Below are 25,959 nucleotides of genomic sequence, written 5' to 3'. Positions count from 1 at the left end.
GCACGGCATGGAGATTCGCTACGCGGGCGGTCCGACCGCCGTCATCGAGCTCGGTGGAGTGCGGCTGGTCGTCGATCCGACGTTCGACCCGCCTGGCGACTACCCGGTGGGCACGCGGGTGCTGACCAAGACGGCGGGTCCCGCCTTCGGCCCCGAACCCGCCGACCTGGTGCTGCTCTCGCACGACCAGCACCCCGACAACCTGGACACCTCGGGCAGGGCGTATCTGGAGACCGTCCCGCTGGTGCTGTCCACGGGGCAGGCGGCCGGACGGCTCGGCGGCGCCGTCAGGGCGCTGCCGAACTGGGAGAGCGTCGAGGTCGGCGCGCTGCGGGTGACCGGCGTTCCCGCCCAGCACGGCCCGGACGGCAGCGAGCACCTGACCGGCGAGGTCACCGGCTTCGTGCTGTCGGGCGACGGGCTGCCGACCGTGTACGTCAGCGGCGACAACGCCTCGCTCGAGGTGGTCAGGAGCATCCGCTCGCGCCTCGGCGCCGTCGACGTGGCGGTGCTGTTCGCGGGCGCGGCGCGGACGCCGCTGCTCGGCCCCGTCGATCTCACGCTGTCGAGCGAGGCGGCCGCCGAGGCCGCGCGGATCCTCGAGGCGAGCGAGGTCGTGCCGCTCCACTTCGAGCACTGGGCGCACTTCACCCAGGGCCGCTCGACGCTGGAGGAGGCCTTCGGGCGGGCGGGCCTGTCCGGCAGGCTCCGCCTGCTCAAGCCGGGCGAGCAGATCACAGTGGGTGGCTGACCCACACGTTCGGCTCCACGTAGACGGCGTCCTCCCGCATCGCGGCGAGCATCCTGCCCGACATCCCGCCGCCCAGCAGGTCGGTCCTGATGGTGATGTCGAGCGCCGAGATCGCGGTGGAGCGGGCGCCCCTCCTGCGGGTGTCCGCGCCCCACCGCACCACCGCGTCCCATCCGTCGTCGGGTAGCTCTGCGTGGGGCATCTGCCACAGGGAATCTGCCAGGTCGGGCCGCTCGGCCAGGGTGGTGATGCGGATCGTCATAGGTCTAGACATATCCGTCGAGTCCGCTCAGGAAGTCGTCGAAGAGGTGGCGGTGGATGGTGTGCTCGGCGCCCTTCACGATCCGCACCTCGAACCCCCGCTCCCGCAACTCCTCGGCGAAGGCGGGGGCGACGAGGAAGCTCGGGTCCGCGATCTGCACCAGAGACGGCGTCACGGGCGCGGGCGTGAAGTCGGTCCCGACCACCTTGCCCAGGGCGAGCGCGGTCTGCGGGTCCCAGCCCTTGAGCATCTCCACCTCGACCGCCACCTCCTCGGCGGAGAAGCCCGGGTGCATGGCCGCTATCTGCTCGGCCGTCCAGTCCTTGGCCGCCACGAAGCCGTCGGTCATCGCCACGCCGCCCTCCAGCACGGGCATCCTGAAGGCGGGGTCGGAGTAGACGGCCTTCTCCGGCAGGAGCCTGTCGACGGCGGCGGCCAGCGTGAGGCCGCCGAGGGAGTGGCCGATCGCCAGCGCGGGCGCGGACGGCACCGACTCGAGCACCGACGAGGCCATGAGCTCCACCGGGTAGGTCTCCGCCCTGGGCGAGGCGCCGTGGCCGGGCAGGTCGACGGCGATCACCCGGTAGCCGCGCTCGGCGAGCGCGGGCCCGACCCGCCACCAGCACTCCGAGCTGGCCATGATGCCGTGGATGAGCACCGCGACCCGGTCGCCTGTGCCCCATTCGCGCGTGTGCAGCTGCATTTACCTGACTCCCTTGACCGGCAGTACGGCGACCGCCCCTATGAGTGAGATGACGATGGCCACGAGCCAGAGCGAGGAGTACCCGCCGAGCCCGATGATGGCCGAGGCGATGAACGGGGCGATCATCTGTGGCCCCGCGTTCGCGATGTTGAGGATGCCCATGTCGCGGGCGGCGTCGTCCTTGCTGGGCAGGACGAGGGTCACGATGGCGATGTCCACGGCCCCGTAGGCGCCGAAGGCCGCGCCGTGGATGGCGCTGTAGATCAGCATCGAGGTCCAGCTCGGCCACAGCAGCGGCAGCGCCATCGACACGGCGGTGACGACGCCCGCGACGGTGACGAAGAGCTTGCGCCTGTCGAGCCGGTCCGACAGCGGACCGCACACCACGGTCGCCAGCACGGCGCAGATCGTCGAGACCAGTGTCGCGGTGGCGACGGCCTGTGGCGCCTCGTCCTTCGGGATGCCGATGTGGTCCTGGAAGATGAAGAGCATGAACATCAGGACCATGAAGTAGCCGAGCACCATCAGGCTGCGCCCGATGAAGACCCACAGGAAGTCGCGGTGCCCCAGCGCGGACAGGAAGTCGGCGATCGACCGCTTGGGCTTGACCGCCACCTCGTACTCGCCGGGGCGGGGGTCGTGGGTGAGGGAGACCACCAGGAGGGCGCCGAGCACGACCGCCGAGCCGTACACCAGGTAGCCGAGCGAGACGTCGCCGACGAAGAAGACGGCGACCTGGGTGCCGAACACGATCCCGACGGAGGTGGCGACGCCGAGGACGGCGGAGGCGGTGCCCCTGCGCTGCTCGGGGACGCGGTCGGGGATGATCGCGGTGAGCGCGGCCTGGTAGAGGTTCATCATGGCCTGCGCCAGCGACCAGCCGAGCAGGATCATCGGGACGGTCGAGACCTGGCTCATCAGCAGCATCGTGGCCAGCGCGGCGATCGCGCCGCCGAGGATCCAGGGATTGCGCCTGCCCCAGCGTGAGCGGGTGGTCCGGTCGGAGAGCATGCCGCCGATCGGGTTGAAGACGGTCGCGAAGACGGCGCTGACCCCGGCGACCAGGCCCACGTTGGCGACCTTGTTGGCAGGGTCGATCTCGGCGATCTGAGTCTGCACGAGCAGGCCGCCGACGCCCATGTAGAGCGCGTACATGACGGCGTTGCTCGCGCCGAGGACGGTGAGCAGCTTCGGCATGCCGTCCCGGCGGACGCCAGTGGTGGGGACCATGGCGACTCCTGACTTGATGGGGGGTGGTTATACGTATAAGCACTGGATAGCATCGAGTGACCGCACCTGACAAGAGGAATGTTCTGGATGTGATGAGCGGCAACAGGCCCGCCACGAGCATGGACGTCGCCCGAGCGGCGGGCGTCTCCCAGGCCACCGTCTCCTACGTGCTCAACGACCGGCCGGGCAGCCGGATCAGCGAGGAGACCAGGTCACGCGTCCGCGACGCGGCCGAGCGGCTCGGGTACGTCCCGCACGCGGGAGCGCGCACGCTGCGCACGGGCAGCAGCGGCGTGGTGCTGGTCGCCGTGCCCGACATCCCGCAGGGGCCGCTGGCCACCGGCCTGCTGGAGGAGCTCGACAAGGAACTGGGCGGGCGCGGCTACACCATGGTCCAGTACGGCGCCCGCCGCACGAAGGGCGTCGCGGCGGCCAAGGCGTGGGCCGAGCTCAGGCCCACCGCCGTGGTGGCCGACACCAGCAGGCTGACCAGGGCGGGCATCGAGGTGCTCAGGGCGGCGGGGGTCAAGGCGATCATCGGTATGGGACACGCGCCGGTGGACGACGTCCCTTCGCTGCTCACCGACCACGAGGGGGTGGGCGCGCTGGCCGTACGGCATCTGGTGGAGCGGGGCCGCGACCCGATCGTGGCGGTGGTGCCCCGCGAGGAGGGCATCAGGGAGATGGGGTTGGCCAGGCTGCGCGGAGCGCGGTCGGCCGGCGTCCCCGTCGCGGCGGTCGACCTGGCCTTCGACGAGGCCGAGGCGGCTGCCTTCGTGGCGGGCCTGAAGGGCGGCGAGGGCGTGTTCGCCTACAACGACGAGTACGCGATGCTGCTGCTGGCCGCTCTCCACGACGCGGGGCTGCGCGTGCCGGGCGACGTGGCGGTGATCGGCTGCGACGACCTGCCCCTCGCACGGCTGACCCGGCCGAGGCTGAGCACGGTCAGGCCCGATCTGTCGGCGGCGCCTGCCAGGATGGCCACGCTGATCGACCGGCTCGTTCGCGGCATGGCCTGCGGCGACGTAGACGTCTGGACACTCCAGCTCATCCGAAGGGACTCCACATGATCGACCTCGACGCCAGGCTGCGGGCGGTGCTCGACCTCAACCAGGCCGACGCGAGAGAGAGCGGCGGCAGGCACGAGTACGACGGCAGGGTCCAGGACCTCTCGCCCGAGGGCGTGGCCGCGGCTCTCGCGCGGGTCGGCGAGGGCCCCGCGCCCGCCGACCCCTACGACGCCGCTCACCTGGAGGTCTTCGAGGGCGCGGCGCAGGTCGTGTTCGGCGAGCTCCAGTTGCACAGGCGCAACCCGCTCTTCCACCTGTCCAACCTCGACCTGGCCTGCTACGACCGCGACTACGCGCCCGCGCCCGAGCGCGAGGCGGCCAAGGCGGCGCACCTGGCGCGGTGGCCCGAGGCGGTCGAGCACGCGATCAGCTCGCTCGACGCCGTGGCGGCGCCCGTCGCCACCTCGCTGCTCGGCGCGGTGAAGGGTCTGGCCGCAGGCATCACCGACGACGACGCGCTGAAGGCCCACGCGCGGCTGGTCGCGCACGTCGAGCGGGCCGCCGCGGTCGGCGACCCTGACGCGGCGCTCGGCGGCGAGGCGCTGGCCAGGCTGATGGGCGCCTCGGAGGGGCTGCCCGTCGATCTCGGCAGGCTCGCCGAGCGCGCCGACGCCGAGCGCGACCGCCTCCACTCGCTGCTGGCGCAGGCGTGCGCGAAGCTGGGCGAGGAGGGCAGGCCGCCGCTCGAGGTGGCCCGCGAGCTGGTCAAGCGCCACCCCGACGCCGACGGCGTCATCGAGGCGGCCAGGATCGGCACGGAGAAGGCCATCGCGTTCACCCGCGAGAAGGACCTCGTGCCCTACCACGACGGCGAGTGCCTGGTCGGGCTGGCGCCCGAGTCGCGGCGCTGGGCCATGGCGATGATGGCGTGGAACGCGCCCGGCGAGCCCGAGGGTCCCTCCTGGTACTACATCACCCCGCCGGACACCTCCTGGCCCGCTCCCGAGCAGGAGGAGTGGCTCGAGGTCTTCAGCGACACCACGCTGCCCGCCATCAACGTGCACGAGGTGGCTCCTGGGCACTTCTCCCACGGTCGCGCGCTGCGTCACGTGAGCTCCGACGTCAGGCGGCTGCTGCTGTCGATGTCGTTCGCCGAGGGCTGGGCCCACTACGGCGAGGAGCTGTGCGTCGAGGAGGGCTTCGAGGCCCACGACCCGCGCTTCGAGATCGGCGTGTGGCTCGAGGCGCTGATCAGGGTCACCAGGCTGGCCTGCGCGATCGGCGTGCACACCGGTCAGATGACGGTCGAGGAGGGCGCGCGCCGCTTCGAGAGCGACACCCATCTGGCGGGCCCTGCGGCGCTGTCCGAGGCTCGCAGGGCCACCTTCGACCCCACCTACGGCCGTTACACCTGGGGCAAGCTGCTCATCCAGGACCTGCGCGAGGAGGCGCGTTCGCAGTGGGGAGCGGGCTTCTCCCTGCGCCGTTTCCACCAGGCGATGCTCGGCCTCGGCTCGCCGCCCCTCGGCCTGCTCTCCCGCGCGCTGGGCTAGCGGCAGTGCCGGTTGGTCAAGGCGGGGGTGGTCGTGTCAAGAGGTTGAGGTCCGCTAACTGCCGCGCCGGGCGGTGACAGATGCCCTCGACGCTCCGCCGCGCCGTCCGCGGCGCGCTTGGCGTCTACCAGGATGGAGCGGTTCGAATCGCGTCGGCGGCGGCCCGCAGAAGGCGACAACTCTCAGGATGACACTCCGTAGCGGGCGGCGATCGCGGTGGCGCGGTCGCGCAGGGAGTCGCGCAACCACTGCGGGGCCAGGGCTTCCGCGTTCGTGGCGAGCTGCCACAGCGCCCATTCGGCGTGTCTCGGATCTTGGAAGGACACCTCCAGCCGCAGCCAGCCGTCTGCGTCGGCTTCCTCGGCGCGGACGGCCAGCGCGGTGCCCACCAGGTCCTCCCGCCGCGCCGGGTTCACCCGTACCAGCACGGTGACTTGGTCGCCGCCGGTCCGAAACCGCGTGCTGCGTTCCTGCCAGGCCTGGTCCAGATCGACCCGGTCTGGCCGCTGTGCGGGCTCGGTGAGTTCCTTGGCGGCCAAGATCCGGGACAGCCGGTAGGTGCGGTCCGCGCCAGACCTCGTGGCCAGCAAATAGCCCATCTCGCGTATGGTGACCAGTCCGATCGGGTCCACCGTGCGCCACTTCGGGGTCTGGTTCACAGCCGCGTAGTGGATCTGCAGCTTGTGTCCGGCGAACACCGCGCGCAGGACCTCGGCCGCTATGGCGTCAGGCACCTCCTCAGCGACCAGCCGGCGCGAGAGGAGGTCGGTCTCCGGGTCGATGAGCAGTCGCTCGGCCGCGCCGGCCGCGGTGTCCCGATAGCTTTCGGGTAGCGCGTCAACCACCTTGAGCATCGCCGAAGCGAGCGCCGAGCCGAGGCCGAATGCCTGCGCGCCGCGCCGCGATCCGGCGACCAGCAGGGCAAGGGCCTCGTCGTGGTTCAGTCCGGTGAGCTCGGTCCGGAAACCGGGCAACAACGCGAAACCGCCGTGCCGGCCGCGTTCGGCGTAGACCGGGACGCCGGCTGCGGACAGCGCCTCGATGTCGCGCAGCACGGTGCGGGTGGACACCTCCAGCTCGCGGGCCAGCTCGGACGCGGACAGCCGACCGTGCTGCCGCAGCAGCAGTACCAGCGAGACCAACCGGTCGGCACGCATGCGAAAACTGTACCGAAATACACGACACAGGATGTCGTGATTTGTTGGGAGGCTCATCAACGCGACCAAGAAGATGGCGACTACCGAGCCGACGGTCGTACGTCATGTCGACGAATCGAATGGAGCTGATGTGGCAATGGAGCGAACGGCGGTCAACCCGTGGGCGTGGTCGGTGGAGATGGGGTACAACCAGGGTGAGATCGTCTCCGGGCACACCCGGACCCTGTACTGCGCCGGGCAGACCGCGATGAGTGGCGACGGCAAGCCCCAGCATACCGATGACATGGCGGCGCAGTTGGCGCTGAGCCTCGACAATCTGGAGGCCGTGCTCGGCGAGGCCGGCATGTCCCTTGCGAACCTCGTCCGGCTCAACGTCTACACCACCGACGTCGATCGGCTTTTCCAGCACTACGGCGTGCTGGCGTCGAGGTTGGGCGTCGCAGGGGTGGCGCCGACCACCACGATGCTCGGGGTGACACGGCTGGCGATCCCCGACCTGATGGTCGAGCTCGAGGGGACCGCCGTCGCGTGATGCGACCTCGCCGCCTCCGGCAGGGCTGCCGGAGGCGGCACGAGTAGGAGGCAGGTGGGTGATTTCCGGTGCTCAGAATGGTGACCATCGGCGTCTATGGCTTCGACGGCGAGTCCTTCCTGCAACGACTGCGGCAGGCGGACGTCCGCCTTCTGCTCGACGTACGCCAGCGCCGCGGTGTCCGCGGACCCGAGTACGCCTGGGCGAACTCCCGTCGGCTGCAGGCGGCCCTCGCCCATGCCGGGATCGTCTACGAGCACCACCGCGAGCTCGCCCCGACCACCGAATTACGCCAGCTCCAGTACGCCGAGGATGACCGCCAAGGGGTCGGCAAGCGCTCGCGCCGCGAACTCGCTGCCGAGTACACCCGCCGCTACACCACCGAGATCCTCGACCGCGCCGACCTCACGCCGATCGTGTCGGCGCTGCCGAGCAGTGGGATCGCAGCGCTGCTCTGTGTCGAGCGCGACCCCGAGGCCTGCCACCGCTCGTTGATCGCCCAGCGGCTGACCGAGCAGCACCACGTCACGATCGAGCACCTGCGCCCGTAGTGACACGGCGGCGGTGGTCGCCGCCGCTGCGGCTAGCGGTCGACGGCGGTGGCGCCGCCGTCGACCACCAGGTGGGCGCCGGTGATGAAGGAGGCCTCCTCGCTCATCAGGAAGCGCACCGCGGCGGCCACCTCCTCCGGCCTGCCGAGCCTGTTGGTCAGGGCCCTGCCCTTGAACGTCTCGACGAGCTCCCCTGCCGCCCCGGCGAGCAGGGGAGTGTCGATGTAGCCGGGGCAGACCGCGTTCACCCTGATCGGGGCGAGCTCGTGCGCCATCGACCTGGTCAGGCCGAGCAGCCCCGCCTTCGAGGCGCAGTAGGCGGGGATGAACGCCTGTCCCACCAGGCCCTCGATCGAGGAGATCCCGACGATCGCGGCCGCCTCCACCTCGCGCAGCCGGGGGAGCAGCGCCTTGGTCAGCAGCGCCTGGGCGCGCAGGTTGACGTCGAGCACGAAGTCCCACGCCTGCTCGGTCAGGTCGGACACGGCCATGGGGTGGGCGACGCCCGCCGCGTGGACGAGCCCGCCGATCGGGCCGAGCGCGTCGCGGGTGGCCGCGATCGCCTGGTCGAAGGCGGAGGAGTCGGTGACGTCGACCCGAAGCCCGAGGGCCGTGGAGGCCGCCTCCGTGGCGACCTTGCCGGCCGCGGGGCCGTCGAGATCCCAGATCGCCACCGGGCGGCCGGCCTCCGCCAGCGCGAGCGCGCACGCCCTGCCGATGCCCGAGGCGCCGCCGGTAACGATTACCGCGCTCATTCGTGTCCTTTCCACGCGACGCGGATCACGCTAACGTCAGAATCAAGCGAGCGCTAGGGAGGGGCGGGTGCGAGAGCTCTCCGGCAGGGTCGCGGTGGTGACGGGCGCGGCGAGTGGCATCGGCAGGGCGCTGGCGGTGCGGTTCGCCGCGGAGGGCATGTCGTTGATGCTCGCCGACGTCGATCCGCGCGGCCTGTCCCAGACGGCCGCGATGATCTCGGGGGTCAAGGTGCTCACCCAGATCACCGACGTCTCCGACGCGCCCGCCGTCCAGCATCTGGCCAACAGGGCCTTCGGCGAGCTCGGCGCGGTGCACGTGCTGTGCAACAACGCGGGGGTCTTCCAGGGCGGCAGGATCTGGACCCGCACAGAGGAGGACGTCGCCTGGCTGCTCGGCGTCAACCTCTGGGGCGTGCTGCACGGCATCCGCGAGTTCGTGCCGCGCATGATCGAGCAGGGCACCGAGGGGCACATCGTCAACACCGTCTCCGTCGCGGGGCTGTTCGCGGGCGCCAACACCGGCGGTCACGCGGTCACCAAGTACGCGGCCCTCGCCGCCTCGCAGTCCCTCGCCCTCGACCTGGCGCAGATCGGCTCCAAGCTGCGCGTCACCGCGCTGTGCCCGGGAGGGGTCCGCACCGGCATCAGCCGCTCCGAGCGCGTCAGGCCCGCCGACCTGGTCGTGGCCCGCACCCGCGACGACCTCACCTCCCAGGAGTGGCTCGACGGGATGCTGGAGAAGGGCATGGAGCCGGCCGAGGTGGCCGACGCCACCGTCGAGGCCATCAGGCAGGAGCACTTCCTCGTCCTCACCCATCCCGGCTACGACGACAGCCTGCGCGAGCAGACGACGGCCCTGCTGGCGGGCCTGCTTCCCGAGCCGCCCGACGGCGAGCCTCGCCCCTAGCGGTCCGGATACACTGGGAGCACCGCATTCACCTGCTTGGGGGTTTTCTCGGTGTCTGAATTCGACACAGTGCTCGTGGTCGACTTCGGTGCGCAATACGCACAGCTCATCGCCAGGCGAGTGCGCGAGTGCCACGTCTACTCCGAGATCGTCCCCTCGACGATGCCGGTCGAGGAGATGCTGGCCAAGAAGCCGAAGGCGATCATCCTGTCCGGCGGCCCTTCCTCGGTCTACGCCGAGGGCGCGCCCGCCGTTCCTGTCGGCCTGTTCGAGACCGGGGTGCCGACCTTCGGCATCTGCTACGGCTTCCAGGCCATGGCCCAGACTCTGGGCGGCGAGGTGGCCCGCACCGGCATCGCCGAGTACGGCGGCACCGAGCTGCGCGTCGGCACGGAGGGCGTGCTCTTCTCGGGTCTGCCCGCCAAGCAGACCGTCTGGATGTCCCACGGCGACAGCGTCGCCGCGGCGCCCGAGGGCTTCACCGTCACCGCCGCCACCGACGAGACGCCGGTGGCCGCCTTCGAACACCCGGGCAAGGGCCTGTACGGCGTGCAGTTCCACCCCGAGGTGCTCCACTCCGACCACGGCCAGACCGTGCTGAAGCACTTCCTCGACGCGGCGGGCTGCCGTCCCTCGTGGACGATGCTCAACATCGTCGAGGACGCCGTCGCCGCCGTCCAGCAGCAGATCGGGCCCGAGGGCCGCGCCATCTGCGCCCTGTCGGGAGGCGTCGACTCGGCGGTCGCCGCCGCGATCGTCCAGCGCGCCATCGGCGACCGGCTGACCTGCGTCTTCGTCGACCACGGCCTGCTGCGCAAGGGCGAGGCCGAGCAGGTCGAGCGCGACTTCGTCGCCGTCACCGGGGTCAAGCTCCGCGTCGTCGACGCCGCCGACCGCTTCCTCAAGGCGCTCGACGGGGTCACCGACCCCGAGGAGAAGCGCAAGATCATCGGCCGCGAGTTCATCCGCGTCTTCGAGGACGAGCAGCGCGCCATCATGTCCGAGGGCCCCGTCGACTTCCTCGTCCAGGGCACCCTCTACCCCGACGTGGTCGAGTCGGGCGGCGGCACGGGCACCGCCAACATCAAGTCGCACCACAACGTCGGCGGCCTGCCGGAGGACCTGCAGTTCTCGCTGGTCGAGCCGCTGCGCACGCTGTTCAAGGACGAGGTGCGCAGGGCGGGCGAGGAGCTCGGCCTGCCGGCGGCGATGGTCTGGCGCCAGCCGTTCCCCGGGCCGGGGCTCGGCATCCGCATCATCGGCTCGGTCACCCAGGACCGCCTCGACATCCTGCGTGAGGCCGACGCCATCGCCCGTGAGGAGCTGTCCAGGGCGGGGCTCGACCGCGAGATCTGGCAGTGCCCCGTGGTGCTGCTGGCCGACGTCCGCTCGGTGGGCGTCCAGGGCGACGGCCGCACCTACGGTCACCCGGTGGTGCTGCGCCCGGTGACCTCGGAGGACGCGATGACGGCCGACTGGGCGCGGGTGCCCTACGACGTGCTGTCGCGCATCTCGACCCGCATCACCAACGAGGTGCGAGAGGTCAACAGGGTGGTGGTCGACGTGACCAGCAAGCCGCCCGGCACGATCGAGTGGGAGTAACGATCACGAAAGGGAGAGCCGCGGAATCGCATTCCGCGGCTCTCCCTTTTCGCTTCTCTGCCGGCCGCTCGCCTAGGCCGTCCCCGCCGCCACATTGCGCCAGCCGAAGGTGACGGCCCCGGCCAGGAGCACGGCGCCGGACAGCACGCCGCTGACGATCGGCACCCACGACACGGCGGCCGTCGACGCGAGCACGAGACCGACGGCGCCGAGCAGCGTGAGAACCACGCCGGGTACGGCGATGCCCCAGTCCTTCCAGATCGGCGCCAGCGCGATGAAGTGCACGCCGACCACGAACGCCACCCAGGCCACGTTGGTCTGCTCAGGACGTTCCCAGGCGGCCAGCACCCGGATCCCGCCGAAGAGCAGGATCGCTTCGGCGGCGACGACGATCAGGTAACCGCGGCTGAACATGTTCCGCCGCGAGCCCGCGGCGGGCCGCTCCTTCCTGGCGGTGACCAGCCACATGGCGAGCACGCCGGCGGCCGCCAGGCAGGCGGCCACCCGCAGCAGGTTCACGGTCACGGTGTTCAGCGGGCTCTGCGCGTTGACGACGACGAACACCGCGCCGAAGACCGCGCCGACCAGCAATCCAGTCATTCGTTGCATGGCCTCATTGAAGTCCGCGCCGGCTCGCGGCCGCATGGGGGCTGGGACGAGGCCGAGGTAGGCCTGGCACTACCTCGCCGTGCCGCGCAGGTAGGCCAGCACCGCCAGCACCCGCCGGTTGTCGTCCTCGGTGGCGGGGAGCGCGAGCTTGGCGAACACGCTTGCCACGTGCTTCCCGACGGCCGCCTCGGTGATCGACAGGGAGCGGGCCACGGCGCTGTTGGAGCGCCCCTCGGCGATGAGGGCGAGCACCTCGCGCTCGCGCGGGGTGAGCCGGTGCGCCTGCTCGGTGACCTCTCTGCCCTTGGCCCAGGTCTGCTCGAACAGGTCGATGAGGGTGGCGATCAGACTCTGCTGCCTGATCACCAGGGCGCCGGGCGAGTAGGCGACGGGGGTGATACGGAGGAAGGCCACCGCGCGGTCGAAGATGAGCAGCTGCTGGACCGGCTCGTCGACGACCCTGTGCAGGTCACCGGCGGCGTGCAGCTCTCTGATCCGAGCCGCTTTGCGGGGGTCGTCCAACACGCTCGCGTGGATGATCGTGCGCATCTCCATGCCCTGCTGCAGGGCGTCGAGCACGCTGCGCCTGCTCTGCTGCTCCTGGCGGCCCTTCTCGGGCGAGCCCACCGGGTGCATGGCGCGCAGCTCCCGGGCCGTGCGGGCGGCCTGCGCGATCTGCTGCCGGACGAGCTCGCTGTCCTCCAGGCGCTCGACGTCGACGGGGATGCCGCGTAGCTCGCCCACCACCTCTTCCAGCCGATGGGCAAGCTGGGCCAACGACACGCTCTCGTCCACACGCCTCCTTCGCCGACCGCGCCGGCCACACCGGCGGCGGGATCATGCTTGCCCATTCTGACCTGTCTGATTCGTCCCCTGCCAGCGGACGTGGCCCTGATCGTTGGCGGGGACGCGCCGCCCTGGAGCTGTATGAGGCGACGCTGACGCTCACCGACTGGTCATGACGACACAGTGCGTGTGTCGCGCGGTCGAGAGAGCTCTACGACGCCACCCACTGACCTGCTGACCAGCCGCCTGCCGTACCGCTGGGCGGGCAGTTCGACGAAGCGGTAGGTGAGCCAGCTCGCGCCCAGGATCAGCGCGAACAGCGCGAGGGCGAGGGCGACCTGGACGGGCCACGGCAGCAGCCTGGTGTCGCCGAGCACCAGCAGCGCCAGCTTGAGCAGCGGCACGTGCACGAGGTAGACCGAGTAGCTGACCAGGCCGAGCCAGGCGAGCACGCGCGGCATGGCTCGCTCGCGCAGCGCGAAGAAGAGCGCGAACGTGGCCGCGGCCAGCCCCATCGTGGCCAGGTTCGTGAGGCCGTTGAAGGTCACCGGCTTGAGGAACGGCACCACCACGATCAGCGTCGCCACCCCCGCCACCGGCCACAGGCCCGAGCTCTGGCCGTGCTGCCAGCGGTAGATCGCGGTGCCGGTGAACATCACCGAGAGGATCATCGCGCCCTGCCAGGTCTCCCTGCTGCCGATCCAGATGAGCGCGACGGCCAGGACGGCCAGCGCCACCCCGCCTGCGGTACGCAGGGAGCGGGAGCCGTACAGGACGCAGCCGAGGCCGGCCGCGACCACGGCCAGCACCACCAGGGGCGCCCACGGGCCGTCGAGCAGGTGGCCCTCGCGCGGCATCGTGAAGGCGACCAGGCTCGCCAGCGCCGCGAACGCCAGCGCGAACAGTCCGCTGCGCCGGTGCACCCCCGCCACGAACAGGCCCGTGACCAGCAGGTAGAAGACCATCTCGTAGGAGAGCGTCCACATCGGCTCGACCAGGCCCGCCGAACCCGTGACCTCCATGAGCATCGTGAGGTGGGCGAAGAAGTCGGCGTCGCCGCGCAACGGCAGCAGCGGCGCCAGCGCGAGTGTGATCACGATGACCAGCAGGTAGAGCGGGTAGAGGCGGAACAGCCTGCTGATCCAGAACGCCTTCACCTCGCCCCTGCGCTCCAGCGAGGCGGGGATGATGTAGCCGCTGACGAGGAAGAACACCAGGACCCCGTAGATCCCGAGGTTCATCCAGCGGGGCCGCAGCCCGTCGAGGAAGTGGTAGTTGAGGTGCTCGACGAGGACGGCCGTCGCGCCCACGCCACGAAGGGCGTCGAGCCACGCCAGCCGTCTTGTCATTCCGCGGAGTTTACCCGCGTCCCGCGCGCCAGAAGCGGACGAGCAGGGGAAGCATGAGGAAGCCGATGAAGACGGGCGAGGCCATGTAGCGGAAGTCCTGGGCAGAGATGTTGGCGAGGACCGCCGTCTGCTGGCCGATCATCGCGGCCGCGATCCCGAACACCCACCGGTTGCCCCGCAGCCAGGACGCGACCGCCAGCGCCAGGTAGGAGGCGTAGCACCAGATCGGCCCCCGCCACAGCAGCCAGTCGAGGTCGGGCTCGTAGGAGGCCCGCAGCCACCGGGTGGCGAGGTCGTTGAGCGGCGCCGACAGCGGGCTCAGGTTGAAGCTCTCCAGCTCGGGGTGGCGTTCGATCGCGTAGGGGCCGACGTACTCCCACGTGAACCACCGGTGTGAGAAGTGGTAGGTCTCGCCGCCCTCCGACCACCGGTCGGCCCCAGGACGCCAGGCGATCGCCCCTCTGCACAGCCGGGTCTTGATCACCTGGTCGGGCGCCTCCATCAGGATGCGCTGCCACAGCGCCATCACCTGCGGGGCCAGCTCGTCGGAGCGCCGCCAGTCGAAGTCCTCGCGCCAGATCAGCGGGTTGATCGTGTTGCAGTTGGCCCCCCTCCACCAGCGCTCCAGGGGGGCGATCTCGGCCATCAGCGCCACGTCCTGCGTGGTGAACAGGTCCGTGCGCTCCTTCCACGCGACCGCGATGTCGCCGTAGGCGGTGTGGTAGACGAACGTGCGCGACGGCGGCACGATCCCGACCTGCGGAAGGACCAGGTGGGTCAGCAGCACGGGCACGCCGACCGCGACCAGGCCTGTCGCGGCCAGCCGCGCCCTCGCGCCCTTCCCGATGATCAGCAGCACCACGACCATGATCGCCACTACCAGGAACCCGTTGGCCCTGAACAGCCCGGCGCCCAGCATGGTCGCGCCGAGACCGATCAGCGTCGCTCTGGTCGGCCCCCTGTCCTTGGCGATGCGCGCGGTGACGGCGGTGATGGCGATGACGCAGGCGGTGAACGGCACGTCCTTCCAGAACGTCACCGCGAACGCCCCGAACGGCGGCGCCAAGGGCAGCAGCACGGCGGCGATCGTCGTCGGCAGGCGCGGCGCTCCGAGGCGCTTGAGCTCCTGAGCGAGGAAGGCGATCGCCGCGGCCATGGCGGTCGTCTGCAGGAACGTCACGACGCCGACCCCGCCCGTGACCTTCACGCTCAGCCACAACAGCGCGTCGTAGAGGACCGAGTGGTCGCTGACCCACGGCCCTTCGAGGGTGTGGGTCAGGTAGAGCGCGGAGTCGCGGCTGAACAGGCCAGGGTAGAAGGCAGCCCACCACAGCAGGAGCACGATCTGGATGAAGAGGAATGTCCTCGCCGTGGAACGTTCGACCGTCACACGCGATATTGTCCAGGGATCTACGGGTAGGTCGTTCCGGGGGTGAGCTTACGCCCCTTGAGCAGGGTCGACACCGTCACCAGGTGGTAACCGCGCTTCTTCAGCTCCTTGATCAGCGAGGGCATCACCTGGACGGTCTGCGGCACCACGTCGTGCATGAGGATGACGCCGTCCCGCTTGGCCAGCCGGAGAACCGCCGACCTGATCTTCTTCTGGTCGCGCAGCTTCCAGTCGAGCGTGGTGCCGGTCCACAGCACCTGCGCCATCCCCTCGTCTCCCGCCAGCTCCCGCACCCTGTCATCGGTGTTCCCGTACGGCGGGCGGAACATCCGGGGCGTCCTGCCGGTGAGCGAGGAGATCGCCTCCTGGGTGGCCCTCAGCTCCTGGGTGATCTCCTCGTCGAAGAGCGTGGGGAGGCTGGGATGGGACCAGGTGTGGTTGCCGATCTCGTGGCCTTCGCGGGCCATGCGCTTCACGAGCGCGGGCCGCAGCTCCACGTGCTTGCCCATGAGGAAGAACGTGGCCTTGGCCTTGTTCTTCTTGAGCGTCGACAGGAGCGTTCCAGTGGCAGGGCCTGGGCCGTCGTCGAAGGTGAGGGCCAGGCACTTCACCTTCGCGCAGTCGACCTTGGGGGCGGCCTGCGCGGGGAGCGCCGGCAGCAGCGCCACGATCGCTCCAGCGAGGACGAGTCCACGCACCAACATCCGGCGCCTCCAGCGACGAGGGGAATCACATCTCGTCCATGGTGCCGCATTCCGGACGGCTCCGGGCCGGCAGACGGCTGCCTCGGGGGCGGGGGAGCGAGCTTCGACTAGCCTGAATTCCGGCAAGAACCAGCACGGGAGAAATGGCGACCCATGGACAACAGAATCGCCGATACCGCCCAGGTGGACGAAAGCGCCCAGATCGGGTCTGGGGTCAGCGTGTGGGATCTCGCCCAGGTGCGAGAGAACGCGCGTCTGGGCGACGGCTGCATTCTGGGACGGGGCGCTTATGTCGGGCCAGGGGTGCGACTCGGAAACAACGTGAAAATCCAGAATTACGCGCTCGTATATGAACCGGCCGCGCTGGCCGACGGTGTTTTCGTCGGGCCCGCCGCCGTCCTCACCAATGACCGCAATCCGCGCTCCGTCAGCGCCGACGGCCAGGTGAAGGACGGCGACGACTGGACGGCCGTCGGCGTCGTCGTCGAGGAGGGCGCGTCGCTGGGAGCCAGGTCCGTCTGCGTGGCGCCGGTGCGGGTGGGCCGCTGGGCCATGGTCGCCGCAGGGGCCGTCGTGACCAGGGACGTGCCCGACTACGCCCTGGTGGCGGGGGTTCCGGCGAAGAGGATCGGCTGGGTGGGCAGGGCGGGCGTCCGCCTGGAGGCCAAGGACGGCGAGGCGGACGTGTGGGTCTGCCCCGAGACGGGGCTGACCTACGTCCGCGACTCCGCCGACCGGCTCAGCGAACGCCCCTGAGACTAGGCGCCGATCACCAGGCGCCGCACTCCCCGCCACCGCTCGGGCGCGGTCACCCGCCGCCCGTCGACCAGCACCCGCACGCCGGGCAGGTCCTCCGCGCCGAGCGTGCGGTACTCCAGGTGGTCGGCCTGCACGATCGCCGCGGTGACGGGCTCGCCCTGCCACGGTTTCAGCCCCATGGCCGCGATCTCCCCGGTCGAGAACAGCGGATCGGCGACGTACGCCGTGGCCCCCAGCTCCCGTAGCCTCGCCACGGTGGGGAACACGCCGGAGAAGGCGCTCTCCTTCACCCCTCCGCGGTAGGCCACGCCGAGGACGAGCACCTGCGCGCCCGCCAGCTCGCCGTAGGCCGCCTCCAGCATGCCGACGACGTAGGCGGGCATCGCGGCGTTGGCCTCCCTCGCGGCGCGGACCACGCTCGCGTCGGGGTCGCCCCACAGGTAGATCTGCGGATACACCGGGATGCAGTGCCCCCCGACGGCGATGCCGGGCTGGTGGATCTGGCTGTAGGGCTGGGTGTTGCACGCCTCGATGACGCGCGCCACGTCGATGCCCCGGCGCGCGGCGAACCTCGCGAACTGGTTGGCCAGTGCGATGTTGACGTCCCTGTAGGTGGTCTCGGCCAGCTTGGCCAGCTCGGCGGCCTCCGTGGAGCCGAGATCCCAGACCCCGTTGGGTTTCTTGAGCATGGGACGGGTGTCGAAGTCGAGAGCGGACTCGTAGAAGGCCACCCCGTGCTCGGCCGACCGCTCGCAGATCCCGCCCACGAGCTTGGGGTAGCGCCGCAGGTCGGCGAAGACCCTGCCGGTCAGCACCCGCTCGGGGCTGAAGACCAGGTGGAAGTCGAGTCCGGCCGTCAGCCCCGAACCCGACTCCAGCATGGGACCCCATCTGTTCCTGGTGGTCCCGACGGGATGAGTCGTCTCGTAGCTGACCAGCGTGCCGGGGCGCAGGCCCCTGGCGACCGCCTGGGTGGCGGCGTCCATCGACGCGAAGTCGGGCGCGCCCTCGGCGTCCACGTGGAGCGGCACCACCACGACGACCACGTCACTGCCTGCGACGGCCGCCGTCGTGTCGCGGGTGGCGGACAGCAGGCCGCTGTGCACAGCCTCCTTCAGCCTGACGTCCAGGTCCTTCTCGCCGGGAAACGGCTCCTCGCCGGCGTTGACCAGGTCGACGACGCGCTCGTCGACGTCCGCCCCGACGACCCGGTGGCCCTTGCCGCAGAACTGCACCGCGAGCGGAAGGCCGATCTTCCCGAGACCGACGACGCACACGTTCATGCGTGCCTCCTTCTCCGCGTACGGCGCAGCGCCCGCCTTATCGCCTTGAGCCGCGACATCCTGCTGACGAAGATCTTCAGATTGCCCTGCGCATCGTCGCCGAGGGTGATCCTGAAGGCCTTTCCTCCGCGCCACCGGACGACAGAGGTCGACGGTCCTGGAAGCTGTGGAAGGGGGAGCTGGTAGGTCACGTTCGCGACCCTGACGTACAGCCGGGGGACGAAGATCTTCGCGCGGTCGGCCCTGCGCTTCGTCAGCGACGCGTACGGGACGTGGACTTTGATCGCGAGGTGGTCGTCGTGCTGCTCGGCGGAGACCGGCTCGGCGAACGGCGGCACGTGGCCCTCGGCGAGCTTGTAGCAGCCGGTGATGTCCTCGTCCTGGCTCCTGCCCTTGCGCACAGGAAGGAAGGCCACACGCACCGAGGAAGCGCCGACCAGCGGGAGGCGCCCGGCCAGGATGCCGTCCTCGTCGCGGACGACGTCGTCGACCCGCAGGAGCCCTGCCGCGCTGCCCGTCAGCGCGAAGTGGTGATTCGGCAGGGTGCCGAACCCGGGCAGCGCCTCGTAGACGCCGTCTCCCGTGACGACCACCGCCGACCCGGCGCCGTCCCGCTCGCGGCGGATGAGCTCCCTGAGCTCGTCGGCGAGCCCCGCCTGCGCCAGCAGGAGCTTCACCCTGCGCGTGCGGTCGAGCTTGGCGAGGATGCCAGGGGTGAGGTACGCCTCGGCGAGAGCGCCCACACCCGCGCACACGTCGTCCTGCCGCTCCCGCTCCAGGGTGAGGAAGTCCTGGTCGAGCAGCTTGGACAGCTCCCACGTGAAGTGCCGCCTCAGCACGGCGTCTCTGCGCGTCCCCCGCTCTATCAGCGACGCCGCCGACTTCATGACCTCGGCCGCGCACCGCAGCCTGGTCAGCTGCGAGGTGCTGGAGCCGACGTTGCTCGCGTCGTCCCTGCGCACGGCGTAGTAGTAGTCGTAGTCGGCCAGGACGCTGATCCGCCGGGCGCGGACACAGGCCTCCAGGGTGAACGGCTGGTCGCTCCAGACCGGCATGTGCTCGGGGAAGCGCAGCCCGTGCCGTTCGACGAGCTCCCTGCGGAACAGCTTGTTGTTGGACAGCGCCCACGGCAGCGGCGAATCGTCGAGCGTGATCTCGGGCCTGGTGTGCTCGTAGACGGCCCGGCTGAGGTTCCTGCCGTTCACCCCGATGGTACGGCCGAGCACCACGTCCGAGTCGTAGGTGTCGGCGGCCGACACCAGCCGCTCGAGCGCCTCGGGGCCGAGGTGGTCGCCGGCTCCGAGGAAGAAGACGTACCTGCCGGTGGCCATGGACAGCGCCCTGTTGCTCGGCTGGGCAGGGCCTCCCGAGTTCTCCTGCGTGAGCACGGTGAACAACCCCGGATACAGCTCGGCGAAGCGTTGGAGCTCCTTGTCGCCGCCGTCGGTGGAGCCGCCGTCCACGGCGAGGACCTGTATCCGGTCGAGCCCGATGGTCTGCGAGACGACCGAGTCCAGGCATTCCGTCAGGTACGGCATGGTGTTGTAGACCGCGATGATCACGCTGACGTCCGCTTGCATGTTGCGCTACTCTCCGGAGTTGAATGGTTGCATTTCGTTGCTGATGTGATCTGTTGTCGGACTCGGCGTGGTCGGCGCCCGGCCGCGACGCGTCACGCCTGACCGACCACGCGGCCGGCCTGTTGCTCGCGCCGACCCGGCGGGCCGTGGCGCACCTGGCCCACGAGGGCCTGGCCGAACGCGCGGCCCTCGTGGGAGCTGTGATGGTCGACGTGCCTGGCGGTCAGAGACCTCGCCGACCTTTCCGTGCCGGCAGCGCACCTGTCCCACGCTCGGCCGTCCTTCGGCACGGGCGACACGGCGGTGAAGGTGGCGTCGCTGCTCGCGGCGCGCCGATCCGGCGGTCACCGAAGGAACCCCGCCAGGGCCCTGACGGTCTGGGCGCCGTCATGGTAGGCGCGGGCGAAGGCCGCGGACTCGACCCCGATCCGCGCCGTGGCGTCCCTGTCGTCCAGCAGGCGCTCCATGGCGGCGCCGATCGTGTCCACGGTGGCGTTGACGATGGGCGGCACGGGCACGCCGCCGCCGTAGGCGCTCTCTGACAGGTAGGCCATCACGGGCTTGCCCGCTGCCATCCCCTCGCAGGCGAAGGTGCCGTAGCTGCCGATGGCGAACTGGTCGACCACGATGTCGGCCTCCCGCACCAGCGCGCGCATCTGTGACCAGGAGACGTTCTCGGCCAGCTGGAAGTCGATGACGCCACGCTCGTGCAGGCCGGTGAGCGCGGGAAGGATACGCGCGGTCCCCTTGGTCCACCGCTTGGACGGCGCGTGGAGCACCTTGGGCCTGCTTCTGCGCATCACGGGCGCGTCGCAGGCCCAGGCGTTCACGTCCACGACCAGCGGCGCCCATATCGCCTGTGGCAGGTCGTCCAGGAGATCGGGTGTGGTCACGAAGACGGGCAGCCCGCACTCCCTCGCGATCCTGTGGTTGTGCTCGGTGACCGCGGTGAGCCGCCTCACCACCTCCTCGGGGGCGTCGTGGAACAGCGAGTGCTCGTGCCGTTCCATGTGCCGCAGGGGGTGGCGGACCTCGCTGCCGTGGGCGAGGAGCGCGACCTTGATGCCCGCCCTGCGCAGCGCGGGCAGGTCGCCGTCCACGTGCTCGCCGTTGAGCCTGCCCAGGATCGGCAGGAAGGCGTCGGCCAGCAGGTGGGTGTAGCGGCCGAGGGTCCGCTGGATCTGCGCGATCTGCGTCTCCCTGCGCCCGAAGGCAGCGGGGTCGAGGTAGTGGTCGGCGGGATAGTCGAAGGGAGAGTCGGGACGCTTCAGCATCACCACCTCCATCGAGACGTCGCCGCGCTCCTTGCTGATGGCCTGCGCGAAGGCGGCCAGCTGGCCCGCGTGGTTCGCGGGGCCGAGGCCGAGCCTGATCGGGGTGGCGCGGAGCGGGGTCCAGCCGCCGTCCGTCACGCTCCCCATCCGCTCACGCGCGTCCCACGGCACGACCGAGGAGGGCGGGGGCGGGGTGAGACCCGACAGGTCGCGGTAGAGCTGCAGCAGGATCGAGCACTGGTACTCCCACGACAGCTCCTTGAGGATGGCCTCGGAGATGTTCTCGGCCAGCTCCTTCTTCCTCGACAGGCCACGCCGTACGGCGGCGGCGAAGGCGGGCACGTCTCCCGAGGAGAAGACCTCGCCCACCCCGTGGGCGTTGACGTAGGTGGCGACGGTGCGCACGTCGCTGACCACCAGCGCGAGCCCCGCGTGCAGGTACTCCGCCAGCTTGGTCGGCAGCGACATCTCGTGGTTCGGCAGCCGCTTCGAGCAGATCAGACCCAGGTCGGCGGTGGAGAGGTAGTCGGCGACGTCGGCCTGCGGCACGTAGGGGACCACATGGACGCGATCCCTGACGCCGATCCGCTCGGCGAGCTCCAGCAGCTCCCTGAGCACCGCGTTCTTGCGCCCCGACACGATCGCCAGATGGACGTTCGGCAGCGAGGTCAGCGAGGCGACGGCCGTGTCGACACTGCGGTCCCTGTCCATCCAGCCCGAGTAGACGAGCAGGGGCGTGTCGGGGCCGAGACCGCAGGCGGCGCGGACGCTGGCGGAGCTCTCACCACGGCCGACGGCCTCTCTGATCGGCGTGTTGCGCACGACCAGCGGCGTGGAGGGCAGGTGATACTGCTGCCGCAGCACCTCGGCGATCTCGGGAGAGACCGTGACGACGGCGTCCGCCCTGCCGATGAACTGCCGCTCGAGGTCGTGATAGGCGCTCGTCCTGAGCTCCGTGTGCCAGTCCGCGCCCCTGACGTACTCGTGGGCGTCGTAGAGCCACCGGCAGGTGATCCCGCGCGAGCGCAACCGCGCGGCGCTCTGGGCGGCCACGCCGATCATGGTGATGTCGTTGGCGTGGATCACATGGGGCCGCAGGTCGTCGAGGACCGCCCCGAAGGCCAGCTCGAGGTCGATGAGCTCGGGCATGTCCCTGCGCCACTCGCCGACCGGCGTGTGCTTCCTGCGGTTGCGCCTGCGCTCCCACCTGAAGGCGCGGACGCGCGCCTGGTGGACGTGCCTGCCCAGGCGGATCCACAGCCGCCTGGTGTGGCGGGACAGGGCTCCGCTCGCTCCCGCGCTGTAGGTCCAGCCGATGTGGGCGCGCTGCTCCCTGACCCAGACCCGGTGCGCCGTCCGGTAGCGGGCCAAGGCCCTCTCGTCGGGCAGGCCCCACTGTGTGATTCTGGCGCGCGGGCCTCGCCGCTGGCGCTTCACCCACGCGTGCTTACGCATGACGTTGTCGACGGCGACTCTGATGACCCGTACGGGACCGAACGACGAGTATTCGGTCTCACCACCGGCGGCCCGCCCGACGAGCGTGACCTCCCACCCGTCGCGGGCCGCGGCGAGGGCGGTCTTCTGGACTCTGGAGTCACCGGTGATGGCGTTGCCCACGATGACGGCGAGCCGGGGCCGGGCGGCAGGTGATGGCATGTCAGTGCGCTTTCTGTGTCTCGAGGCGGTGGTGGCCGCTCAGGTGCACGGTCACGCCCTCGTGGGCGGAGCGCAGCACCGCGATGGACACCGCCACCGTGCGAAGGCCGTTGTCGAGCGTCACGATGTCGGCGGGCAGGCCGAGCACCGCGTCGCGGAACCGCTCGTGCTCGACCTGGAGGGGCTCCCGCTTGAGGATGGCGTAGCGGATCATGTCTCCCTCGGAGACGCCCCTGAAGGCGCTCAGCGCCTCCCACTCGGTGTGACCGGTCCCGTTGGAGTAGAAGGTGAGGTCGGCGGTGAGGGTGTCGGCCACGAAGCACCCGAGGTCGCCCGTGACGATCGTGGAGCGCTCCTTGAGCGGGCTCAGCCAGTTGACCAGGTGGTTGGCGACGGCCGACCGTTCGAGCTGGCCGACGACGGCCACCATGTCCTCGTAGGCCCGCCCGCTCCTGGAGATCGTGCGGGCCGACACCGACAGGTAGTCCTGTCCCGTGACCCAGCTCGTGAGGTCGATGTCGTGGGTGGCCAGGTCCTTGACCACGCCGACGTCGGTGATCCGGTTGGGGAAGGGGCCCTGGCGGCGGGTGGCGACCTGGAACACCTCGCCGAGCTCTCCCGCCTCCAGCCTGTCGCGGAGGCTGAGCAGCGCGGGGTTGAAGCGCTCGATGTGACCCACCGCGGCCACCAGCCCTCGTGAACGGAAGGCCGTCACGAGCCGGTCCGCGGCGTCGACCGTGTGCGCCAGCGGCTTCTCGATCAGGGCGCAGACGCCCGCCGCGGCCAGGCGCAGGCCGACCTCCTCGTGCGTGGCCGTGGGCGTGGCCACCACGGCGTAGTCGATGCCGAGGGTGAGCAGGTCGTCGAGGTCGGTGAGGAGGGGGACGCCGTGGAAGGGCGCGATCTTCGAGGCCAGCGGGTCGCTGACGCCGGCCAGGCACACGCCTTCCAGCCCCGACAGCACGCGGGCGTGGTGGCGCCCCATCGCGCCGAGCCCGATCAGCCCGGCGCGCAGCGTCCTTCCTCGGCTCACAGCAGGCTCCCCGCCTCGTTGACCGCCTCGGCGACGCGGTCGAGCTGGGCGGGCGTGAGCGACGGGTGGACCGGCAGCGACACCACCTCGGCGACCGCGCACTCGGTCTCGGGGAGCGCCAGGTGCCCGTGCTCGGGCAGGTACGGCCTCAGCCGGTGGACGGGGGTCAGGTAGTAGACCGCGCTGCCCACGCCCAGCTCCGACAGCCGCTGCTGGAAGCGGTCGCGCTCGCCGGGCACGCGCAGCGTGTACTGGTGGTAGACGTGCGTCGCGCCGTCGGCCACGAAGGGCGTCGGCAGCGCGGTGATGCGCGCGTCGAGACTCTTGGCGTTCCTGACGCGCTGCTCCGTCCACCCGGGCAGCTGCTCGAGCTGCACCCTGCCGATGGCGGCGGCCACGTCGGTCATGCGCAGGTTCGCGCCGACGATCTCGTTGGCGTAGCGCGCCTCCATGCCCTGGTTGCGCAGGAGACGGAGCCTGCGGGCCAGGTTCGCGTCGGCGGTGGCGATCATGCCGCCCTCCAGGGCGTGCATGTTCTTGGTCGGATAGAAGCTGAAGCAGCCTGCCGCGCCGAAGGAGCCCGCGGGCTTGCCGTCCAGCGCCGCGCCGTGGGCCTGGCACGCGTCCTCGACGATGGCCAGGCCGTGCCGGTCGGCGAGGGCCTGGAGGTCGTCCATGGGGGCGGGGTGACCGTACAGGTGGACGGGCATGATGGCCGCGGTGCGCGGGCTGATCGCCGCTGCGACCGCGTCGGGCGCCAGGCAGTAGGTGGCGGGGTCGATGTCGGCGAAGACCGGATCGGCGCCGACGAGCCGCACCGCGTTGGCGGTGGCGGCGAAGGTGAACGAGGGCACGATGACCTCGTCGGCCGGGCCGATGCCCAGCGCCATGAGGGTCAGGTGCAGTGCCGAGGTGCCCGAGTTGACGGCGACGCAGTGCCTGTCCGCGACCATGGAGGAGAACTCGTGCTCGAAGGCGGCCACCTCTGGGCCCTGGACGACCCGGCCGCTGCGTAGCACGCGCACGGCCGCCGCTATTTCCGCCTCGCCGATCACAGGCTGTGCAAGTGGAATTGGCGCCGTTTGCCGATTATGCACAGGGGCACTCCCCGTCCGAGCGGATAAATGGCTTGGAACCAGAGAGCGACTGTAAACCCAGCGCTCGCCGAGCCCGGTGCCGTTGCCTTTCGGTGGACATAAATTTGCCCGGCGTTGACTCCCTTCGCCGATGGCCGATCCCGTCAGGTAAAGAACTGCCAGGATTGATTCCTGCTGCTGTTCAACGAGACGTCCGCAGCCGGTGACGCGACCAGAATGCCGAGGACGAGAAGCGGCTACAGGGAGTAAAGATGGATGCCGTCGAAATCGACCGGGCGATGCGTCTCGAAGACCGCAACTGGTGGCACCGCGAGCGACGGGCCCTCCTCGCCCGGCGGTTGCGCCGCCTCGGCACGCCCGGTCGTGCGGTGGATCTCGGGGCGGCGGGCGGCGGCAACACGCGGGTTCTCGTCGATCACGGTTGGCAGGCCCTCGCCGTCGACTGCTCGGAGGCGGCGGTCGACCACGCCAGGTCCAGGGGCGTGGAGGCGATGTGGGGTGACATCAGGAACCTGCCCCTGCCCTCGGACGAGTTCGACCTGGTCGTCGCCTTCGACGTGCTCGAGCACATCGACGACGACGCGGCGGCGGCCACCGAGATCAACAGGCTGCTGAGGTCCGGCGGCACCGCGCTGATCGCCGTGCCGTGCGACATGCGCCTGTGGTCGGCGAGCGACGTCGCCCTCGGCCGTGAGCGCCGCTACACCAGGGACTCCCTGTCCATGCTCCTGCTCGACGCCGGACTCACGATCGAGCGGATGTGGAGCTGGAACGTGCTGCTGCGGCCGGCCCTCCGGTGGCGCGGGCGCAAGGCCGCCTGTCGCGGCCTGGAGGAGCCGTCTCCACTGGTGAACGGCGTGCTCGGCGCGGTCGTGTGGTCGGAGCGGATTCTCCCTGTCGGCCGCCTGCCGGGAATCTCCCTGATGGCCGAAGCGCGCTCGCATTGACGCCGCGAAAGTGAGGATCACGGATGAACATGGTTTCCCCTGCCCATGCCGCCGGCCTGGTCCGTCCATTCGCGGAGCCGGTCACCGTGAATGTCGTCGTTCCGGTCCCCGGTAATGGGCCGAAGCTTTTCGGACGCATTCGATCCCGCCATTCTTTTCAGCAGTGCCGTTTCGCATCCGGATGGCGTAGCACTATTGCCGGCGACGGCAACACCGAATTCGCCGAGGCCGTTCCCGGCATTCACGCGATGCCACTCCGGGGGTGCGAAAAGGGTTCGCGGCGTGGATCTCGAGGCCGTCGCCCGGGCGGCCCTCGCCTTCGGCGGCGTGCGTTCGGCCGTCGTCCGGGTCACGCTCGCGGCGCCCGGCGGGCCGTTCCCCGTGCCGTCCGCGCATGTCTGGATCGGTGACCCGGTGGCCTGCCACCGGACCACCCGATGTTACCCACAGTAGTCATGTCATTTCCCTGAGGAGTGTCC

25 protein-coding genes are annotated in these 25,959 nt (G+C 70.5%); 10 read left to right on the top strand and 15 right to left on the bottom strand.

The features are described from left to right. The first annotated feature begins 7 nt into the window (after window positions 1-7). Complete coding sequence (locus ABFX55_RS31075) at window positions 8-751, top strand: MBL fold metallo-hydrolase (RefSeq protein ID WP_346126269.1); 744 nt, start codon at window positions 8-10, stop codon at window positions 749-751. On the opposite strand, the gene ABFX55_RS31070 is transcribed toward ABFX55_RS31075, so the two are convergent. The 3 genes from ABFX55_RS31070 to ABFX55_RS31060 are packed head-to-tail and all read right to left on the bottom strand — an operon-like array spanning window position 735 to window position 2,946. Continuing rightward, the gene (locus ABFX55_RS31070) at window positions 735-1,013 is read right to left on the bottom strand and encodes a hypothetical protein (protein WP_346126268.1); all 279 of its coding nucleotides are present in this window, start codon (window positions 1,011-1,013) and stop codon (window positions 735-737) included. The two genes, ABFX55_RS31075 and ABFX55_RS31070, sit on opposite strands and share 17 nt — an antisense overlap. A 4-nt stretch (window positions 1,014-1,017) precedes the next feature. After that, window positions 1,018-1,716, bottom strand: coding sequence for an alpha/beta fold hydrolase (locus ABFX55_RS31065; RefSeq protein WP_346126267.1), 699 nt, complete (start codon window positions 1,714-1,716; stop codon window positions 1,018-1,020). After that, the gene (locus tag ABFX55_RS31060; protein ID WP_346126266.1) at window positions 1,717-2,946 is read right to left on the bottom strand and encodes an MFS transporter; all 1,230 of its coding nucleotides are present in this window, start codon (window positions 2,944-2,946) and stop codon (window positions 1,717-1,719) included. It lies immediately after the preceding gene. 92 nt (window positions 2,947-3,038) lie between these two features. On the opposite strand from ABFX55_RS31060, the gene ABFX55_RS31055 reads away from it, so the two are divergent. Both ABFX55_RS31055 and ABFX55_RS31050 read left to right on the top strand, forming a co-directional pair. After that, window positions 3,039-4,016, top strand: coding sequence for a LacI family DNA-binding transcriptional regulator (locus ABFX55_RS31055; protein ID WP_346126265.1), 978 nt, complete (start codon window positions 3,039-3,041; stop codon window positions 4,014-4,016). Continuing rightward, the gene (locus ABFX55_RS31050) at window positions 4,013-5,509 is read left to right on the top strand and encodes a DUF885 family protein (RefSeq protein WP_346126264.1); all 1,497 of its coding nucleotides are present in this window, start codon (window positions 4,013-4,015) and stop codon (window positions 5,507-5,509) included. Before ABFX55_RS31055 ends, ABFX55_RS31050 begins: the two co-directional genes overlap by 4 nt. Window positions 5,510-5,691: 182 nt before the next feature. Here the strand turns inward: ABFX55_RS31050 and ABFX55_RS31045 are convergent, their stop codons facing one another. After that, window positions 5,692-6,666, bottom strand: a complete 975-nt coding sequence (locus tag ABFX55_RS31045) for a helix-turn-helix transcriptional regulator (protein ID WP_346126263.1) — start codon at window positions 6,664-6,666, stop codon at window positions 5,692-5,694. A 136-nt stretch (window positions 6,667-6,802) separates the two neighbouring features. Here ABFX55_RS31045 and ABFX55_RS31040 point away from each other — a divergent pair, with 136 nt between their 5' ends. Both ABFX55_RS31040 and ABFX55_RS31035 read left to right on the top strand, forming a co-directional pair. After that, complete coding sequence (locus ABFX55_RS31040; protein WP_346131318.1) at window positions 6,803-7,198, top strand: RidA family protein; 396 nt, start codon at window positions 6,803-6,805, stop codon at window positions 7,196-7,198. Between the two features lie 77 nt (window positions 7,199-7,275). Next, window positions 7,276-7,749, top strand: a complete 474-nt coding sequence (locus ABFX55_RS31035) for a DUF488 family protein, N3 subclade (protein ID WP_346131316.1) — start codon at window positions 7,276-7,278, stop codon at window positions 7,747-7,749. A 32-nt stretch (window positions 7,750-7,781) separates the two neighbouring features. Here ABFX55_RS31035 and ABFX55_RS31030 read toward each other — a convergent pair whose 3' ends face one another. Beyond that, window positions 7,782-8,504: an SDR family NAD(P)-dependent oxidoreductase gene (locus ABFX55_RS31030; protein WP_346126262.1), complete on the bottom strand. Its 723-nt coding sequence runs from the start codon at window positions 8,502-8,504 to the stop codon at window positions 7,782-7,784. Window positions 8,505-8,571: 67 nt separating this feature from the next. Between ABFX55_RS31030 and ABFX55_RS31025 the strand changes: the two genes are divergently transcribed. After that, window positions 8,572-9,411 (top strand): SDR family NAD(P)-dependent oxidoreductase, encoded by an 840-nt coding sequence (locus ABFX55_RS31025; RefSeq protein ID WP_346126261.1) that lies wholly within the window; start codon window positions 8,572-8,574, stop codon window positions 9,409-9,411. A 51-nt stretch (window positions 9,412-9,462) separates the two neighbouring features. Then, entirely contained in the window at window positions 9,463-11,013 is a 1,551-nt protein-coding gene (guaA, locus tag ABFX55_RS31020; RefSeq protein ID WP_379478932.1) for a glutamine-hydrolyzing GMP synthase, read from the top strand. A 72-nt stretch (window positions 11,014-11,085) separates the two neighbouring features. On the opposite strand, the gene ABFX55_RS31015 is transcribed toward guaA, so the two are convergent. From ABFX55_RS31015 to ABFX55_RS30995, 5 genes are all read right to left on the bottom strand, one after another. Then, the gene (locus ABFX55_RS31015; RefSeq protein ID WP_346126259.1) at window positions 11,086-11,622 is read right to left on the bottom strand and encodes a hypothetical protein; all 537 of its coding nucleotides are present in this window, start codon (window positions 11,620-11,622) and stop codon (window positions 11,086-11,088) included. A gap of 69 nt (window positions 11,623-11,691) precedes the next feature. Next, the gene (locus ABFX55_RS31010) at window positions 11,692-12,417 is read right to left on the bottom strand and encodes a helix-turn-helix transcriptional regulator (protein WP_346126258.1); all 726 of its coding nucleotides are present in this window, start codon (window positions 12,415-12,417) and stop codon (window positions 11,692-11,694) included. Window positions 12,418-12,578: 161 nt separating this feature from the next. Beyond that, window positions 12,579-13,757, bottom strand: coding sequence for an acyltransferase family protein (locus ABFX55_RS31005; RefSeq protein WP_346126257.1), 1,179 nt, complete (start codon window positions 13,755-13,757; stop codon window positions 12,579-12,581). A 10-nt stretch (window positions 13,758-13,767) separates the two neighbouring features. After that, window positions 13,768-15,147: a hypothetical protein gene (locus tag ABFX55_RS31000; protein WP_346126256.1), complete on the bottom strand. Its 1,380-nt coding sequence runs from the start codon at window positions 15,145-15,147 to the stop codon at window positions 13,768-13,770. A gap of 20 nt (window positions 15,148-15,167) precedes the next feature. Further along, on the bottom strand, window positions 15,168-15,851 hold the full coding sequence (locus ABFX55_RS30995; protein ID WP_346126255.1) for a polysaccharide deacetylase family protein: 684 nt from the start codon (window positions 15,849-15,851) through the stop codon (window positions 15,168-15,170). Between the two features lie 153 nt (window positions 15,852-16,004). Between ABFX55_RS30995 and ABFX55_RS30990 the strand changes: the two genes are divergently transcribed. After that, window positions 16,005-16,607, top strand: coding sequence for an acyltransferase (locus ABFX55_RS30990; RefSeq protein WP_346126254.1), 603 nt, complete (start codon window positions 16,005-16,007; stop codon window positions 16,605-16,607). A 2-nt stretch (window positions 16,608-16,609) separates the two neighbouring features. Here the strand turns inward: ABFX55_RS30990 and ABFX55_RS30985 are convergent, their stop codons facing one another. The 5 genes from ABFX55_RS30985 to ABFX55_RS30965 form a co-directional block, all read right to left on the bottom strand. Beyond that, a complete protein-coding gene (locus tag ABFX55_RS30985) occupies window positions 16,610-17,893 on the bottom strand; it encodes a nucleotide sugar dehydrogenase (RefSeq protein ID WP_346126253.1) in 1,284 nt (427 codons plus the stop codon). Continuing rightward, window positions 17,890-19,473 (bottom strand): glycosyltransferase family 2 protein, encoded by a 1,584-nt coding sequence (locus ABFX55_RS30980; protein ID WP_346126252.1) that lies wholly within the window; start codon window positions 19,471-19,473, stop codon window positions 17,890-17,892. The genes ABFX55_RS30985 and ABFX55_RS30980 overlap by 4 nt, the downstream gene beginning before the upstream one ends. A 344-nt stretch (window positions 19,474-19,817) precedes the next feature. Then, window positions 19,818-22,403, bottom strand: coding sequence for a glycosyltransferase (locus ABFX55_RS30975; protein ID WP_346126251.1), 2,586 nt, complete (start codon window positions 22,401-22,403; stop codon window positions 19,818-19,820). A gap of 1 nt (window position 22,404) precedes the next feature. Further along, entirely contained in the window at window positions 22,405-23,436 is a 1,032-nt protein-coding gene (locus ABFX55_RS30970) for a Gfo/Idh/MocA family oxidoreductase (RefSeq protein WP_346126250.1), read from the bottom strand. Next, complete coding sequence (locus tag ABFX55_RS30965) at window positions 23,433-24,491, bottom strand: DegT/DnrJ/EryC1/StrS family aminotransferase (protein ID WP_346126249.1); 1,059 nt, start codon at window positions 24,489-24,491, stop codon at window positions 23,433-23,435. The genes ABFX55_RS30970 and ABFX55_RS30965 overlap by 4 nt, the downstream gene beginning before the upstream one ends. 293 nt (window positions 24,492-24,784) lie before the next feature. Between ABFX55_RS30965 and ABFX55_RS30960 the strand changes: the two genes are divergently transcribed. After that, window positions 24,785-25,480 (top strand): class I SAM-dependent methyltransferase, encoded by a 696-nt coding sequence (locus ABFX55_RS30960; protein WP_346126248.1) that lies wholly within the window; start codon window positions 24,785-24,787, stop codon window positions 25,478-25,480. Window positions 25,481-25,762: 282 nt separating this feature from the next. Next, window positions 25,763-25,933, top strand: coding sequence for a hypothetical protein (locus ABFX55_RS30955; protein WP_346126247.1), 171 nt, complete (start codon window positions 25,763-25,765; stop codon window positions 25,931-25,933). Window positions 25,934-25,959: the final 26 nt, after the last annotated feature.

This window comes from Nonomuraea roseola, assembly GCF_039535395.1.
Lineage (GTDB): Bacteria > Actinomycetota > Actinomycetes > Streptosporangiales > Streptosporangiaceae > Nonomuraea > Nonomuraea roseola.
This window is presented reverse-complemented; position numbering and strand designations above follow the sequence as displayed.

Bases quoted from the DNA above. Each gene is read 5' to 3' on its own strand.
- ABFX55_RS31075 (WP_346126269.1), top strand. From the start codon at position 8: ATGGAGATTCGCTACGCGGGCGGTCCGACCGCCGTCATCGAGCTCGGT.
- ABFX55_RS31065 (WP_346126267.1), bottom strand. From the start codon at position 1,716: ATGCAGCTGCACACGCGCGAATGGGGCACAGGCGACCGGGTCGCGGTG.
- ABFX55_RS31030 (WP_346126262.1), bottom strand. From the start codon at position 8,504: ATGAGCGCGGTAATCGTTACCGGCGGCGCCTCGGGCATCGGCAGGGCG.
- ABFX55_RS31045 (WP_346126263.1), bottom strand. From the start codon at position 6,666: ATGCGTGCCGACCGGTTGGTCTCGCTGGTACTGCTGCTGCGGCAGCAC.
- ABFX55_RS31060 (WP_346126266.1), bottom strand. From the start codon at position 2,946: ATGGTCCCCACCACTGGCGTCCGCCGGGACGGCATGCCGAAGCTGCTC.
- ABFX55_RS30975 (WP_346126251.1), bottom strand. From the start codon at position 22,403: ATGCCATCACCTGCCGCCCGGCCCCGGCTCGCCGTCATCGTGGGCAAC.
- ABFX55_RS30995 (WP_346126255.1), bottom strand. From the start codon at position 15,851: ATGTTGGTGCGTGGACTCGTCCTCGCTGGAGCGATCGTGGCGCTGCTG.
- ABFX55_RS31035 (WP_346131316.1), top strand. From the start codon at position 7,276: ATGGTGACCATCGGCGTCTATGGCTTCGACGGCGAGTCCTTCCTGCAA.
- ABFX55_RS31055 (WP_346126265.1), top strand. From the start codon at position 3,039: ATGAGCGGCAACAGGCCCGCCACGAGCATGGACGTCGCCCGAGCGGCG.
- ABFX55_RS30960 (WP_346126248.1), top strand. From the start codon at position 24,785: ATGGATGCCGTCGAAATCGACCGGGCGATGCGTCTCGAAGACCGCAAC.
- ABFX55_RS30980 (WP_346126252.1), bottom strand. From the start codon at position 19,473: ATGCAAGCGGACGTCAGCGTGATCATCGCGGTCTACAACACCATGCCG.
- ABFX55_RS31070 (WP_346126268.1), bottom strand. From the start codon at position 1,013: ATGACGATCCGCATCACCACCCTGGCCGAGCGGCCCGACCTGGCAGAT.
- ABFX55_RS30985 (WP_346126253.1), bottom strand. From the start codon at position 17,893: ATGAACGTGTGCGTCGTCGGTCTCGGGAAGATCGGCCTTCCGCTCGCG.
- ABFX55_RS31005 (WP_346126257.1), bottom strand. From the start codon at position 13,757: ATGACAAGACGGCTGGCGTGGCTCGACGCCCTTCGTGGCGTGGGCGCG.
- ABFX55_RS31040 (WP_346131318.1), top strand. From the start codon at position 6,803: ATGGAGCGAACGGCGGTCAACCCGTGGGCGTGGTCGGTGGAGATGGGG.
- ABFX55_RS31050 (WP_346126264.1), top strand. From the start codon at position 4,013: ATGATCGACCTCGACGCCAGGCTGCGGGCGGTGCTCGACCTCAACCAG.
- ABFX55_RS31015 (WP_346126259.1), bottom strand. From the start codon at position 11,622: ATGCAACGAATGACTGGATTGCTGGTCGGCGCGGTCTTCGGCGCGGTG.
- ABFX55_RS30990 (WP_346126254.1), top strand. From the start codon at position 16,005: ATGGACAACAGAATCGCCGATACCGCCCAGGTGGACGAAAGCGCCCAG.